Source organism: Stenotrophomonas sp. GL_111 (assembly GCF_057835245.1).
In genome coordinates, this window is the sequence record NZ_CM174421.1 from 3220070 (window position 1) to 3233320 (window position 13251).

12 protein-coding genes are annotated in these 13251 nt (G+C 68.9%); 7 read left to right on the forward strand and 5 right to left on the reverse strand.

What is annotated here, in order from left to right; translation table 11 throughout:
- Positions 1 to 3: 3 nt before the first annotated feature.
- Positions 4 to 894, reverse strand: coding sequence for a methylisocitrate lyase (gene prpB, locus AC3IPM_RS14350; protein WP_489300644.1), 891 nt, complete (start codon positions 892 to 894; stop codon positions 4 to 6).
- A 157-nt stretch (positions 895 to 1051) separates the two neighbouring features.
- Between prpB and prpR the strand changes: the two genes are divergently transcribed.
- Entirely contained in the window at positions 1052 to 2644 is a 1593-nt protein-coding gene (prpR, locus tag AC3IPM_RS14355) for a propionate catabolism operon regulatory protein PrpR (RefSeq protein ID WP_489300645.1), read from the forward strand.
- A gap of 17 nt (positions 2645 to 2661) precedes the next feature.
- Here the strand turns inward: prpR and AC3IPM_RS14360 are convergent, their stop codons facing one another.
- On the reverse strand, positions 2662 to 3126 hold the full coding sequence (locus AC3IPM_RS14360; RefSeq protein ID WP_489300646.1) for a DoxX family protein: 465 nt from the start codon (positions 3124 to 3126) through the stop codon (positions 2662 to 2664).
- Between the two features lie 93 nt (positions 3127 to 3219).
- Entirely contained in the window at positions 3220 to 3819 is a 600-nt protein-coding gene (gene pdxH, locus AC3IPM_RS14365; protein WP_489300647.1) for a pyridoxamine 5'-phosphate oxidase, read from the reverse strand.
- A 41-nt stretch (positions 3820 to 3860) separates the two neighbouring features.
- On the opposite strand from pdxH, the gene AC3IPM_RS14370 reads away from it, so the two are divergent.
- Positions 3861 to 4688 (forward strand): kinase, encoded by an 828-nt coding sequence (locus tag AC3IPM_RS14370; RefSeq protein ID WP_489300648.1) that lies wholly within the window; start codon positions 3861 to 3863, stop codon positions 4686 to 4688.
- A gap of 19 nt (positions 4689 to 4707) precedes the next feature.
- On the opposite strand, the gene AC3IPM_RS14375 is transcribed toward AC3IPM_RS14370, so the two are convergent.
- Positions 4708 to 4911, reverse strand: a complete 204-nt coding sequence (locus AC3IPM_RS14375; RefSeq protein ID WP_489291822.1) for a dodecin family protein — start codon at positions 4909 to 4911, stop codon at positions 4708 to 4710.
- Between the two features lie 95 nt (positions 4912 to 5006).
- Here AC3IPM_RS14375 and AC3IPM_RS14380 point away from each other — a divergent pair, with 95 nt between their 5' ends.
- From AC3IPM_RS14380 to mdtD, 5 genes are all read left to right on the forward strand, one after another.
- Positions 5007 to 5549: a shikimate kinase gene (locus tag AC3IPM_RS14380; RefSeq protein ID WP_489300649.1), complete on the forward strand. Its 543-nt coding sequence runs from the start codon at positions 5007 to 5009 to the stop codon at positions 5547 to 5549.
- The gene (gene aroB, locus AC3IPM_RS14385) at positions 5546 to 6655 is read left to right on the forward strand and encodes a 3-dehydroquinate synthase (protein ID WP_489300650.1); all 1110 of its coding nucleotides are present in this window, start codon (positions 5546 to 5548) and stop codon (positions 6653 to 6655) included. The genes AC3IPM_RS14380 and aroB overlap by 4 nt, the downstream gene beginning before the upstream one ends.
- 75 nt (positions 6656 to 6730) lie before the next feature.
- The gene (locus AC3IPM_RS14390; protein WP_489300651.1) at positions 6731 to 6982 is read left to right on the forward strand and encodes a WGR domain-containing protein; all 252 of its coding nucleotides are present in this window, start codon (positions 6731 to 6733) and stop codon (positions 6980 to 6982) included.
- A 40-nt stretch (positions 6983 to 7022) separates the two neighbouring features.
- Positions 7023 to 8096, forward strand: a complete 1074-nt coding sequence (gene hemE / locus AC3IPM_RS14395) for a uroporphyrinogen decarboxylase (protein WP_489300652.1) — start codon at positions 7023 to 7025, stop codon at positions 8094 to 8096.
- Positions 8097 to 8210: 114 nt separating this feature from the next.
- Positions 8211 to 9614, forward strand: a complete 1404-nt coding sequence (gene mdtD, locus AC3IPM_RS14400; RefSeq protein WP_489300654.1) for a multidrug transporter subunit MdtD — start codon at positions 8211 to 8213, stop codon at positions 9612 to 9614.
- 18 nt (positions 9615 to 9632) lie between these two features.
- Here the strand turns inward: mdtD and AC3IPM_RS14405 are convergent, their stop codons facing one another.
- On the reverse strand, positions 9633 to 13172 hold the full coding sequence (locus AC3IPM_RS14405; protein WP_489300655.1) for a hybrid sensor histidine kinase/response regulator: 3540 nt from the start codon (positions 13170 to 13172) through the stop codon (positions 9633 to 9635).
- Positions 13173 to 13251 lie beyond the last annotated feature (79 nt).

Below are 13251 nucleotides of genomic sequence, written 5' to 3' on the forward strand. Positions count from 1 at the left end.
ACGTTACTTCTTGGCGGCGAACAGCGCATCGAGCTGCTGCTCGAAGGCGTGGTAGCCGATACGGTCGTACAGTTCCTCGCGCGTCTGCATCGCATCGACCACGTTACGCTGATGGCCGTCGCGGCGAATGGTCTCATACACGTTCTCGGCGGCCTTGTTGGCGGCGCGGAACGCGGACAGCGGGAACAGCTGAATGGCGACACCGGCCGAGGCCAGTTCATCGCGGGTGAACAGCGGGGTCTTGCCGAACTCGGTGATGTTGGCCAGCACCGGTACCTTCACCGCATCCACGAAACGGCGGTAGGTGTCCAGGTCATAGGCGGCCTCGGCGAAGATGCCGTCGGCACCGGCCTCGACGCAGGCAACGGCGCGCTCGATCGCCGCATCCACGCCGTCCACATGGATGGCATCGGTGCGTGCGATCAGGAAGAAGTCCGGATCGGTCTTGGCGTCGGCGGCGGCCTTGACGCGGTCGACCATTTCACCCTGCGAGACGATTTCCTTGCCCGGGCGGTGGCCGCAGCGCTTGGCGCCGACCTGGTCTTCGATGTGGCAGGCGGCCGCGCCGGCCTTGATCAGCGATTTCACCGTGCGCGCGATGTTGAACGCGCTGGGCCCGAAGCCGGTGTCGATATCCACCATCAGCGGCAGGTCGCACACGTCGGTGATGCGGCGCACGTCGATCAGCACGTCTTCCAGGGTGTTGATGCCCAGGTCCGGCACGCCCAGCGAGCCTGCGGCGACGCCGCCACCGGATAGGTAGATGGCGCGGTAGCCGGCGCGCTGGGCCAGCAGCGCGTGGTTGGCGTTGATCGCACCGATCACCTGCAGCGGCGATTCGGCGGCCAGGGCAGCGCGGAAACGGGCGCCCGCGGAAGAAACAGAGGTGCTCATGCGGCATTCCATCGTGGTTGATGTTGTAGAGAGCGCAAGGGCCATGCCAAGTGGCAAGTATCTGATTTCATTGAGACAGAGCGGTGGCAATCGCGTTTCACGATGAAACATTGAAACAGATGTAACATGGCTGCAACTGAAACACCGAAACCCCGCCATGTCGATCAGCCTGCCCCGCCATCGCCCCCGCCTGCCCGATCCGGAGCCGGGCAGCCTGCCGGTGATCTGGACGGTGAGCGTGTCGCGGCTGACCGGCCTGCTCGGCGATGTGATTCCCGAGTTCGACCGCCGCGCGCGGATCGTGCCGATCAACCTCGGCTTCGAGGAAGCGGTGGATGTGATCGGCCAGCGCCTGCGCCGCGAGCACTGCGACGTGGTGATCGCCGGCGGCTCCAACGCGGCCTACCTGCGCAGCCGGCTGGAGGTGCCGCTGGTGCCGATCCAGGCCAACGGTTTCGACCTGATGGAAGCCCTCGCCCGCGCGCGCCGGATCGCGCCGCGGATCGGGCTGGTCACCCATGCCACCGACGTGCCTACCTTCGCCGGTTTCCAGCACAGCTTCGGGCTGGATATCGAGCACCGCCGCTTCGTCACCCGCGAGGACGCGCGTGACTGCATCGCCGACCTGCGCGCCAACGGCATCGAGGTGATCGTCGGCACCGGCATGGCCATCGACCATGCCGAGCAGGTGGGCCTGCCGGGGGTGCTGCTGTACTCGGCCGACTCGGTGCGCCAGGCGTTCGAGCATGCACTGGAACTGACCCAGACCCTGGCCCGCTCCGGCGCGCCGCTCGCCCGCCGCCGTGCACCGGCCCGGCGCAGCGCGGAGGATCATGCACTGCTGGGCGACAGCCGCGCCATGCAGGACGTACGCGCACAGATCGCGCTGTATGCGCCGCACGACAGCACCGTGCTGGTCAGCGGCGCCACCGGCACCGGCAAGGAACTGGTGGCGCGCCAACTGCATGCCGCCAGCGGACGCCGCGGTCGGTTCGTCGCGCTCAACTGCGGGGCGATCAGCGAATCGCTGCTGGAAGCCGAGCTGTTCGGCTACACCGAAGGCGCCTTCACCGGAGCCCGGCGCGGTGGCCGGGTCGGCCTGGTCGAAGCGGCCGACACCGGCACCTTGTTCCTGGATGAGATCGGCGAGCTGCCACTGCCGCTGCAGACGCGTCTGCTGCGTGTACTGGAAGAACGCGAAGTACTGCGGGTTGGTGCGACCGAGCCGACCCCGGTGGACGTGCGCGTGGTCGCCGCGACGCTGCAGTCGCTGGAAACACTGGTCGAGGCACAGCGGTTCCGGCGCGACCTCTACTACCGTCTTGCGGTGCTGCGCATCGCGTTGCCGGCATTGCGCAGCCGGCGTGACGACATCCGCCTGCTGGCCGGACATTTCTTCCAGCAGCTGCGCGGCATCGATGCACCGCTCGATGATGCGGCCATGGCCGCATTGATGGACGCGCCCTGGCCGGGCAACGTGCGCGAACTGCGCAACCTGGTCGATCGGCTGCGCATCCACTGGCAACCTGCCGACGGCCCGATCAGCGCGCAACGGCTGCTGCAGCTGGCCCCCGAACTGGCATCGTCCGGCGACGCGCAGCTGGCCGCCGATCCCGGCAGTCGGCGGCCAGACCGTGCGCGCCTGCTGCAGCTGCTGCAGGCGCACCAGAACGATCGCGAAGGCATGGCCGTCGCCCTGGGCGTGTCACGCACCACGCTGTGGCGCTGGCTGCGTGCCGAGACGCTGTAGTCCGCGCAACGCCGCCGCTACCGGCCTGCCCAACGTGCCTCAAGCGCCATCCGTCCGCTGCCCACCGTGGCCACCCACAGCAGCAGTACCGCCAGCGGCACTTCGGTCAGATAGAAGAACCAGCTGAACCAGTCGAGCACGCCCAGCCCGGCGGGGATCCGTGCGAGGCCATCGGTGAACGCCGCCACCGCGCAGATCGCGGCCAGCAACAACGCCGACGGGCGGCTCAGCAGCCCCACCACCAGCAGTGCACCGGCAATCCACTCGATCACGCCCAGCACCGGCGCACTCAGCGCCGGCCAGGGAATGCCCGATTCCACCAGGGTCTGCACCATGCGCTCGCGCCCGGCCTCGGTGAACACCTTGTTCCAGCCCGAGACGCTGAACATCACCCCGGCCACCACACGGGCAAGCAGCAGCAGCGCCGCCTCCGCACCGCCACGTACACGCGGCACGGCAAACAGAAAACGCGCGGACACCATGCAACCTCCAGCCATCGGTAGAGCACCGCAGTGTGCCCGCGCGTTCCCTGCCCCCGGATGAAGCGTGTGCGGATCGGGGCCCTGCCACCGGGTTTACGGGAACAGCAAGCGCTTGCTCCACTGCCCATCGGCAGCCACTTCATAGCACCAGCGCTCGTGCAGGCGGAACTGCGCGCCATACCAGAACTCGATCCGCTGCGGCACCACGCGCACCCCGCTCCAGCCGTCCGGGCGCGGCACGTCCTGGCCCTCGAAACGCGCTTCGACCTCGGCCACGCGTGCATCGAAGGCCTCGCGCGATGCCAGCGTCTGCGACTGCAGCGACGCCCACGCGCCGATCTGGCTCATGCGCGGCCGCGAGGCGAAGTACGCATCGGCCTCGGCGCCGCTGACCGGCTCGACCGTACCTTCGATACGCACCTGGATGCCCGCCTCGCGCAGGCTGCGCCACAGGAACAACAGCGCCGCGTGCGGATTGGCCTGCAGCTCGCGGCCCTTGTGGCTGTCCAGGTGGGTGTAGAACACGAAGCCGCGCGCGTCGAACGCCTTCAGCAGCACGGTGCGTGCGGAAGGCCGGCCGTGCACGTCAGCCGTGGCCACGGTCATTGCATTGGGTTCGATTTCGGCACTGCCCTTGGCTTCTTCATACAGCCCGGCAAAGGTCGACAGCGCTTCGGTATACAGATCGGTCATGGTTGGTTTCTTGCCACACGATTTGGGTTTATTGTCACCGCATGTCCACCGCTGCGTACATGCCCCAGAAGAAAGGATTCCCTGAAGACTTGGTCGCACAGGCGCTGGAGGATGCGCTCTCGGTTGCATCGGCGGTCCCAGTATTGGCGATCAGCGGCCTGCAGGGCAGCGGCAAATCGACGCTGGCCGCCCAGGTGGTGGCCCTGGCCGAGCGCCGCGGGCTGCGCGCGGCGGCGCTGTCCATCGACGACTTCTACCTCACCCGTGCGCAGCGCCAGCGGCTGGCCCGCCAGGTGCATCCGCTGCTGCTGACCCGGGGCCCGCCGGGTACCCACGACCTGCCCCTGGCGCATGCCACCCTGGAGGCGATCAGCGCGCGCCAGCCGGTGACATTGCCCCGCTTCGACAAACTGGCCGACGAACGCGTCGCGCCCGCGCAATGGCCGCAGATCGACGGCGCGCTGGACCTGCTGGTGTTCGAAGGCTGGTTCCTCGGCACGCCCGCCGAGGACGACGACGCGCTGGTCGCCCCGATCAACGCACTCGAACGCGAAGGCGATGCCGACGGCCACTGGCGCCGCTGGTGCAACCAGGCCCTGGCCGAGCACTACCCGGCCCTGTGGCAACGGTGCGACCGGCTGTGGTTCCTGCAGCCCCCGGACTTCTCGGTGATTCCGCGCTGGCGCTGGCAGCAGGAGCAGAACCTGCAGGCCGCCCAGCCCGAGCGCAGCAGCATGAGCCGGGCCCAGCTGGAGCGCTTCGTGCAGTACTACGAGCGGGTCAGCCGGCAGGCGCTGCGCACCCTGCCCGCGCGCGCCGACCGGGTGATCGCACTGGACGAACAGCGCCAGGTCATCCCCCGGCCGTAGCGACCGGGGGGCAACGGCCTCAACTCACCAGGAAGGTGATCCGCAGGTTGACCCGCCACTCGGTGATGTTGCCCTCGCCATCGGTCACCACCTTGGTCTCGTTGATCCAGGCGCCCTGGATGCCCTTGACGGTCTCGGACACCTTCTTCAGTCCACTGCGAACAGCGTCTTCGACGCTGGTCTTGGAGGACGCATTGATCTCGATGATTTTGGCCACTGACATGGACAGGCTCCGGCTGCACGCGGGACATTCCGCGCCGCCCACCATGCGGCCCCGCGCGTAAAGGCGGTGACACGGAGGTGTTAGCATCGCAGGTCATGAATCCCGCTCCGAACCTCATCCTGATTGGCCCGATGGGCGCCGGCAAAACCTGCATCGGGCGCCGCCTGGCCGAGCGCTTCACGCTGGACTTCGTCGATGCCGACCAGGCCATCGTCGATACCACCGGCGCCAGCATCCCGGCGATCTTCGAGCATGCCGGCGAAGCCGGCTTCCGCCAGCACGAACGCGAGGTCCTGCAGGCGCTGCTGGCCGGGCGCAACCAGCTGGTGTCCACCGGCGGTGGCGCCGTGCTGGACCCCGGCAACCGCGAGGCCATCGCCCGGCGCGGTTTCGTGGTGTACCTGCGGGTCAGCGTGCCGGCCCAGCTGGAACGGCTGGCGCGCGACCGCGGCCGCCCGTTGCTGCAGCGCCCGGACCGTGAGCAGGTGCTGCACGAGATGGCCACCCTGCGCGATCCGCTGTACCAGCAGCTGGCCGACCTGACCCTGGACACCGACCTCTACACGCCCGCCGAGGCCACCGCGCAGCTGGTGCTGCGCCTGGCCACGCACTGGCAGCGACAGGAAACACCCGCATGAGCCCCGCCCCCCGCACCGTTGCCGTCAGCGGCGACACCCCCTACACCATCCATATCGGCCCGGGCCTGCTCGGCCAGGGCGCCCTGCTCGCACAGCACGTGCGCGGCCGCCACGTGCTGCTGCTCAGCGACACCGACGTGGCGCCGCTGTACCTGGCCGGGGTGAAGGCCGCCCTGCGCGCCGAACGCCCCGACCTGCTGATCGGTGAGCTGGTGCTGCCGGCCGGTGAAGCGTCCAAGACCCTGGCCAACTTCGGCGCGGCGATCAGCGCGCTGGCCGCGCTCGGCGCCACCCGCGATGCCTGCGTGCTGGCCCTGGGTGGCGGTGTCGCCGGTGACCTGGCCGGTTTCGCCGCCGCCTGCTGGATGCGCGGTGTGGACTGCGTGCAGCTGCCGACCTCGCTGCTGGCGATGGTGGACTCCTCGGTGGGTGGCAAGACCGCGGTGGACATCCCGGAAGGCAAGAACCTGGTTGGCGCGTTCCACCCGCCGCGCGCGGTGATCGCCGACACCGCCGCCCTGCGCACCCTGCCGCCGCGTGAACTGCGCGCCGGCCTGGCCGAGGTGATCAAGTACGGGGCGATCCGCGATCCGCTGTTCTTCCAGTGGCTGCAGGCCGAACACGCCGCGCTGCTGGCCGGCGACGACACCGCACTGGCCCAGGCGATCGCACGCAGCTGCGAGCACAAGGCCGAGATCGTCGCGCGCGATCCGCTGGAAAAGGGCGAACGCGCCCTGCTCAACCTTGGTCACACCTTCGGCCACGCCATCGAAACCGAACAGGGCTATGGCGCACCGGGCAACGACAACCTCAACCACGGCGAAGCGGTCGCGGTCGGCATGGTGCTGGCCGCACGGCTGTCGGCCCAGCTGGGCATGAGTAGCGATGCCGACACCGGGCAGCTGCGCGACCTGCTGCTGCGTTATGAGCTGCCGGTGCAGATCCCGGCCGGGCTGGCCGCCGAGGCCTTGCTGGCACGCATGCGGCTGGACAAGAAGAACCTCGCCGGGCGCCTGCGCCTGGTGCTGTGGCGTGGCATCGGCCGGGCCGAAGTGGTGGCCGACGTCGACGAAGCGCAGGTGCTGCAGGTGCTGCGCGGCGGCTGAACTGCGACCGTTGGCCGCAGGCCGGGCGCCGCCCGGCACCGGCCGTCTACAGCGTTCGCGGCTACAATCCACGCCATGCGCGTCTTCCTGCAGCAACCCGCCAGCGGTGCCGACCCGGCCCGCTACCTCCAGCTGACCCTGCAACCGGACCTGTTCGGCGGCTGGGAACTGCTGCGCGAATCCGGCGATGTCGGCGGCCGCGCGCAGTTGCGGCGCGAGCAGTTCCTGCAGGCCGACGAAGCCCACGGCGCGTTCGAGAAGGCGCGCGACGCGCAGCTCCTGCGCGGCTACCAGATCACCTATAGCAGCGGCATGACACCGCCCTGAGCGGCAGCTACCGCGCCCCCAGATTCCAAGGAAGCGTCCTGTGACCCACCCCGCCCGCCATGATCGCCTGCTGCGTGCCCTGCGCCGCGAACCCGTGGACTGCACCCCCGTCTGGCTGATGCGCCAGGCCGGCCGCTACCTGCCCGAGTACCGCGCCACCCGCGCCAAGGCCGGCAGCTTCCTGGCCATGGCCAAGAACCCGGATATCGCCTGCGAAGTCACCCTGCAGCCGCTGCGTCGTTTCGACCTGGATGCGGCGATCCTGTTCTCGGACATCCTCACCATCCCCGACGCGATGGGCCTGGAGCTGTACTTCGTCGAAGGCGAAGGCCCCAAGTTCCGTCATCCGGTCCGCGACGTCGCCGCCATCGCCAAGCTGGCCGTGCCGGACATGGAAACCGAACTGCGCTACGTGATGGACGCCGTGCGCGTGATCCGCCGCGAGCTGGATGGCAGCGTGCCGCTGATCGGCTTCTCCGGCAGCCCGTGGACGCTGGCCTGCTACATGGTGGAAGGCGGCGGCAGCAAGGATTTCGCCCGCATCAAGGCCATGGCCCTGAACGAACCGGCGGCCCTGCACCAGCTGCTTTCGGTGGTCACCGATGCGGTGATCGCCTATCTCGCCGCGCAGCGCGCCGCCGGCGCGCAGGTGTTGCAGGTCTTCGATACCTGGGGCGGCGTGCTCAGCCCGGCCATGTACCGCGAATTCTCGCTGCGCTACCTCACCCGCATCGCCCAGGAACTGGAACGCGGCCAGGGCGAGCAGCGCACTCCGCTGATCCTGTTCGGCAAGGGCACCGGCCTGCACCTGGGCGCGCTCGCCGACACCGGCGCCGATGCGCTCGGCGTGGACTGGACCCTGGACCTGGCCGACGCGCTCGCCCGCACCGGCGGCCGCGTCGCCCTGCAGGGCAACCTCGACCCGACCACGCTGTACGGCAACCCCGCCGCGATCGAACGCGCCGCCGGCCTGGTGCTCGACAACTACGCGCAGGGCAATGGCGGCTCGCGCGAGGGCCATGTGTTCAACCTCGGCCACGGCATGTCGCCGGACATGAACCCCGAGCACGTCGGCGTGCTGGTGGAGGCCGTGCACCGGTTGAGCGCACGCTGAGGGCGTTTCCGGGCCGGCGCGGCGGCGCCGGCCGAAGTGCGGCGTTGCGCATCTTGACCACACCCTGACCTCGCATCGGCGATCATGGGCGCCTCGTTGACGAAGGCACGCACGATGACCACCAGCAGCTACGCCTCGATCCGGCCCCTGTTGTGGCTGGTATCGCTGGCGATCTTCATGCAGATGCTGGATTCCACCATCGTCAACACCGCCCTCCCGGCCATGGCCCGCAGCCTCGGCGAAAGCCCGCTGCAGATGCAGTCGGTGGTGTTCAGCTACGCCCTGGCGGTGGCCACCTTCATCCCTGCCTCCGGCTGGATCGCCGACCGCTTCGGCACCCGGCGCACCTTCCTCGTCGCCATCATCCTGTTTACGTTGGGCTCGCTCGCCTGCGCGCTGGCCCAGACCCTGCACCAGCTCGTTGCCGCCCGCGTGCTGCAGGGTGTCGGTGGCGCCATGCTGCTGCCCGTCGGCCGGCTGGCCGTCATGCGTTCGGTTTCGCGCGAAGAATTCCTGCGCGCCATGAGCTTCATCGCCATCCCCGCGCTGATCGGCCCGCTGATCGGCCCCACCCTTGGCGGCTGGCTGGTCGAAGTTGCGTCCTGGCACTGGGTGTTCCTGATCAACCTGCCGATCGGCGTCATCGGCTACATCGCCGCCATGAAGATCATGCCCGACCACTACGCCGAGCATCGCACCCGCTTTGACCTGGCCGGCTACCTCATGCTCGCCTTCGGCATGGTCGTGCTCTCGCTGGCCCTGGACGGCATTTCCGGCATGGCCACCCCGCATGCGCTGGTGATGCTGATGACCGTGGCTGGCCTGGCCGCCCTCGTTGGCTACTGGCTGCACGCCGCCAACTCCACCGCCCCGCTGTTCTCGCTGGCCCTGTTCCACGTGCCCAGCTACCGCATCGGCATCCTCGGCAACCTGTTCTCGCGCATCGGCAGCAGCGCCATGCCGCTGTTGATTCCGCTGCTGCTGCAGGTGGGCATGGGCATGAGCCCGATGAACGCCGGCCCGTTGATGATCCCCGTCGCCGCCGCCGGCATGCTCTCCAAACGCTATGCGGTGAAACTGGTCGAACGCTTCGGCTACCGCCGCGTGCTGATGGTCAACACGGTGCTGGTCGGCCTGGCCATGGCCAGCTTCATCTTCATGACCCCCGGCCAGCCACTGTGGGTGCGCATCGTCCAGCTGGCGGTGTTCGGTGCCGTCAATTCGCTGCAGTTCACCGTCATGAACACTGTCACCCTGCGCGATCTCGATCGCGATTTCGCCAGCGCCGGCAACAGCCTGCTGTCGATGGTGATGATGCTCGCCACCGGTTTCGGTGCCGCCGCCGCGGGCAGCTTGCTGGCCGCCTTCGACCATCTCGATGCCCTGCGCGGCGCCACGGCCGCGCTGCACGCCACCTTCGTCTGCGTCGGCGCCATCACCCTCACCTCGACCGTCATCTTCTGGCAGCTGCCCGATACCCGGCCCTCGCCGCGCGACATCGAGGAAGTGGCCGAATAGGCCGCCGCACGCACCGACTCAGGGGGCGTTGGCGTGCGGTCCGCGCAACGCAAAGGCGATCGTCTCCACCAGCAGGTCGCCGGTCACCGGCTTGCGCAGGAAACCACTGAACCCCGCCTCGCGCACCTGCTGCTCGATGCCCGGATCGGTCCGCGCTGTCACCGCGATCAACGGCATTTCATAGCCCTGGTTGCGCAGATGTCCGGCCAGCTCGATACCGCCCAATCCCGGCAAATCAAGATCCAGCAGCACCACATCGAACGGCCCTTCACTGACCTCGCGCAAGGCCGCCAGCGCATGTTCGGCATGCACCATCGCGTGCCCGCGCGCACCGAGCAGACCGGTGATCACACTGGCCACGGTCATATCGTCTTCGACCAGCAGGATGCGCAGCGGCGGCAGCGATTGCCCGACGACCGGCGTGCCGCCCTCCTCGCCGCCTGCATCGGCCTGCAGCGGCAAAGGCAGCGTCACACTGAAACGGGTGCCCACGCCCAGCTGGCTTTCCACCCCGATCTGGCCCTGCATCGCCAGGGCCAGCTCACGGCAGATCGCCAGGCCCAGCCCGCTGCCACCGTACTGCGCGGCCGTGCGTGCGCCATCGGCCTGTTCGAAGCGCCGGAACAGGCGCTGCTGCTGTTCGCTGCTGATGCCCGGACCGGTATCGGACACCTCGAAATACAGCCCACGCGCCGGGCTCACCGAACGCACGTTCAGCCGTACCTCGCCATGGGTGGTGAACTTCACCGCGTTGCCCAGCAGGTTCAGCAGGATCTGTCGCACCCGCACCGCATCGCCGATGCTGCAGGTGCCCGGCGGCAATGCGTTGTCGACCACGAAACGCAGCTGCTTCTGCTCGGCCAGGGCCGCCATCAGCGTGCACACATCGTTGATCAGGCTCTGCAGATGGAACGGCTGTGCCTGCAGCTGCAATCGGCCCGACTCGATCCGGGCCAGGTCCAGCGCATCGTTGACCAGGTGCAGCAGGTGCTCGCCGGCGTGCCGGATCGATTCGGTATAGCTGCGCTGCTGCGGGTTCAACGGGGAGGACAGCAACAGTTCGCTCATGCCCAGCACGCCGGTCATCGGGGTACGCACCTCGTGCCCCAGGTTGGCCAGGAAACGGGTCTTGGCCGCCGACGCCTGTTCGGCCAGCTCCTGCTTCTGCAGCGCCAGCTGGTAGGCGTGCCGACGCTGCAGGCGGCGCCGGTACAACCAGGCGAACAGGCTCATCAACAGCAAGGCCATCGAGGTCATCACCAACAACCCGGACAGGCTGCGCCACCACGGCGGCTGCACCCGGAATTCCAGGATCTGCACCCGCGACCACACCAGGTCCGCCGAGCGCGCCTGCACCTCCAACCGGTAGCGGCCCGGTGGCAACCGCGAGAACACACGCTCGCCGCCGGGCCCCACTTCCACCCAGTCCGGGTCGTAGCCGGTCAACCGGTAGCGGTAGCTGTTGGAAGAAGAATCGGCGAAGGACAGCAGCCGCGCCACGATGCGCAGGTCACGGTCGGCATCGGCGATCTCCAGCGGTTCCAGATGGGTCAGGTCGACCACCCGATCGCCGCGCCGCACCTCCACCCGCTCGATCACCAGCGGCGCGCGCCGCGTGGCTGGTTTGACCTGGGCTGGGTCGAACAGCACCACGCCCGCCGGCGTACCGCCGGCAATCCGTCCGCTGGCCGTGCGGGTCAGGGTGCGGCGGCGGAATTCCTGGCTGGGCAGGCCGTCGTGCACGCCGTACTGGCGCACGTTGCCCAGGCGCGGATCGACCCGGATCAGGCCGCGTGCACTGGCCGCCCAGACCACGCCCTGCGCATCCACCACCAGCCCGGTCGCGGACACTTCCGGGTAGCCCGAGCCGCTGCCGATCAACGTCTGCCGCACCAGCCGCCCCAGCTGCCAGCGGTACTGGGTGAGCTTGCCCTCTTCGGACATCCAGACACTGCCATCGTCGGCCACCGCCATCGCGTAGACCGGCGCGCTCGGGCCGCCGGGCAGCGGCTCGAAACGCGAACGCGCCGGCGTCCACTGCAGCACGCCCTGGGCGGTGGCCACCCACAGCCGGCCCTGCGTTCCGCACTGGATATCCAGCACCATCTGCCCGGCATCCAGGCCGGCATGCCCCAGCACCACCCGGTGCAGCACGCGGCCCTCCACGTCGCGCTGCTGCAGGCCGGCCGGCGAGGCGGTCCACAGCCGCTGGCCATCGCACAGCGCCATCGATTCGATCTGGCCCTCCATCGCAGCATCGACCGCCGCATCCCGGCCCCAGCGACGCATCTCGCCGCTGCCGGGGTCGTAGCGCAGCAGCGCATCGGTCGACCCGATCCAGACCCGGCCCCGCGGATCCTCCAGGACCGACTGCAACCACTGGGTGCCATCGACGGCGACGCGGTGCTGCTCGATCTGGCCGCTGACCGGGTCGAACTTGTCCAGCGCGCCATGCGTGCCCACCGTCCACAGCCCGCCGTCGGCCGCCGCGCCCATGCCCAGCACATAGGCGTTGCGCAGCGATGCCGGGTCGTCCTCCAGCCGTGACAGCACCGAGAACTGCCACCAACGCGGCAGCAGGTGCCACAGCCCGCCATTGGTACTGGCCAGCCAGATCCCGCCCTCGCGATCTTCGTAAGCCCCGGTCCAGTTCGGCCGCACCTGCCCGCGCGCCACCGCGCTGTACAGCGGTACCTGCTGGAACTGGTTCTGGTAGGCGCGGCCCAGCCCGGAACGGGTATCGAGCCAATAGCCGCCCTGCTCATCGCGCAGCATCATGCCCAGGATCTGGTCACCGTCATCGACCTTCCACGGCGCCGGCTCGAACTGCCCGTGCGGGCGTCGCACCACCACCCCGGCAGTGGTGCTGATCCACAGGCTGCCGTCGGCCTCGGTGGTCAGCCCGTTGACCTGCATCGCCGGCAGGTTCCGATCCTGCACCCGCTCGAAATCGTGCCCGGTCCAGCGCGCCAATCCATTCTTGGTGCCCACCCACAGACTGCCATCGCGGGTGCTGGCCAGGTAGGTGACCGACGCCGACGGCAGGCTGCGCGGGTTGCCCCGTTCGGGCATGAACCGGGTGATCGCCCCGTCGCGGTCGAGCCGGTGCAGGCCGCCTTCGTAGGTGCCGAACCAGATCGCGCCATCACCGGTCGAGGTGATGCTCCAGATGGTATTGCTGCCGATCTTGGGATGGCTGGTGCGGTCGAAGAAGCGCAGTTCGCGCCGGTCCGGTGACATCATCGCCAGCCCGGCATTCTCGGTGCCGATCCACAGCTGGTTGCGGGCATCCACGTGCACGCTCCAGACATGGTTGTCGCGCAGCCCGTCCTCGGCGCGCCAGATCCGGTAGTTGCGGCCGTCGTAGCGGGCCAGGCCGTCATTGGTGGCGATCCACAGATAGCCGTAGCCATCCTCGGCCATGCGGTTGACGGTGTTGGAGGGCAGCCCATCGAACACGGTCAGCTGGCGCGGCGTGGGGGGTACCGGCTGGGCCACGGCCAGTGCCGGCCACAGCCATACAATCCCGATCAGGAGCAGCCAACGCAAAGGCACCACCAATGAATCTCCCGAATCGTCCGTGGATGCACGCCAGGGTCGCGCCGGCACATCGCCGCGACCACCGCCCCTGGGTCCC

Coding starts and splice junctions, on each gene's coding strand:
- prpB (WP_489300644.1), bottom strand. CDS start 894: ATGAGCACCTCTGTTTCTTCCGCGGGCGCCCGTTTCCGCGCTGCCCTG.
- prpR (WP_489300645.1), top strand. CDS start 1,052: ATGTCGATCAGCCTGCCCCGCCATCGCCCCCGCCTGCCCGATCCGGAG.
- AC3IPM_RS14360 (WP_489300646.1), bottom strand. CDS start 3,126: ATGGTGTCCGCGCGTTTTCTGTTTGCCGTGCCGCGTGTACGTGGCGGT.
- pdxH (WP_489300647.1), bottom strand. CDS start 3,819: ATGACCGATCTGTATACCGAAGCGCTGTCGACCTTTGCCGGGCTGTAT.
- AC3IPM_RS14370 (WP_489300648.1), top strand. CDS start 3,861: ATGTCCACCGCTGCGTACATGCCCCAGAAGAAAGGATTCCCTGAAGAC.
- AC3IPM_RS14375 (WP_489291822.1), bottom strand. CDS start 4,911: ATGTCAGTGGCCAAAATCATCGAGATCAATGCGTCCTCCAAGACCAGC.
- AC3IPM_RS14380 (WP_489300649.1), top strand. CDS start 5,007: ATGAATCCCGCTCCGAACCTCATCCTGATTGGCCCGATGGGCGCCGGC.
- aroB (WP_489300650.1), top strand. CDS start 5,546: ATGAGCCCCGCCCCCCGCACCGTTGCCGTCAGCGGCGACACCCCCTAC.
- AC3IPM_RS14390 (WP_489300651.1), top strand. CDS start 6,731: ATGCGCGTCTTCCTGCAGCAACCCGCCAGCGGTGCCGACCCGGCCCGC.
- mdtD (WP_489300654.1), top strand. CDS start 8,211: ATGACCACCAGCAGCTACGCCTCGATCCGGCCCCTGTTGTGGCTGGTA.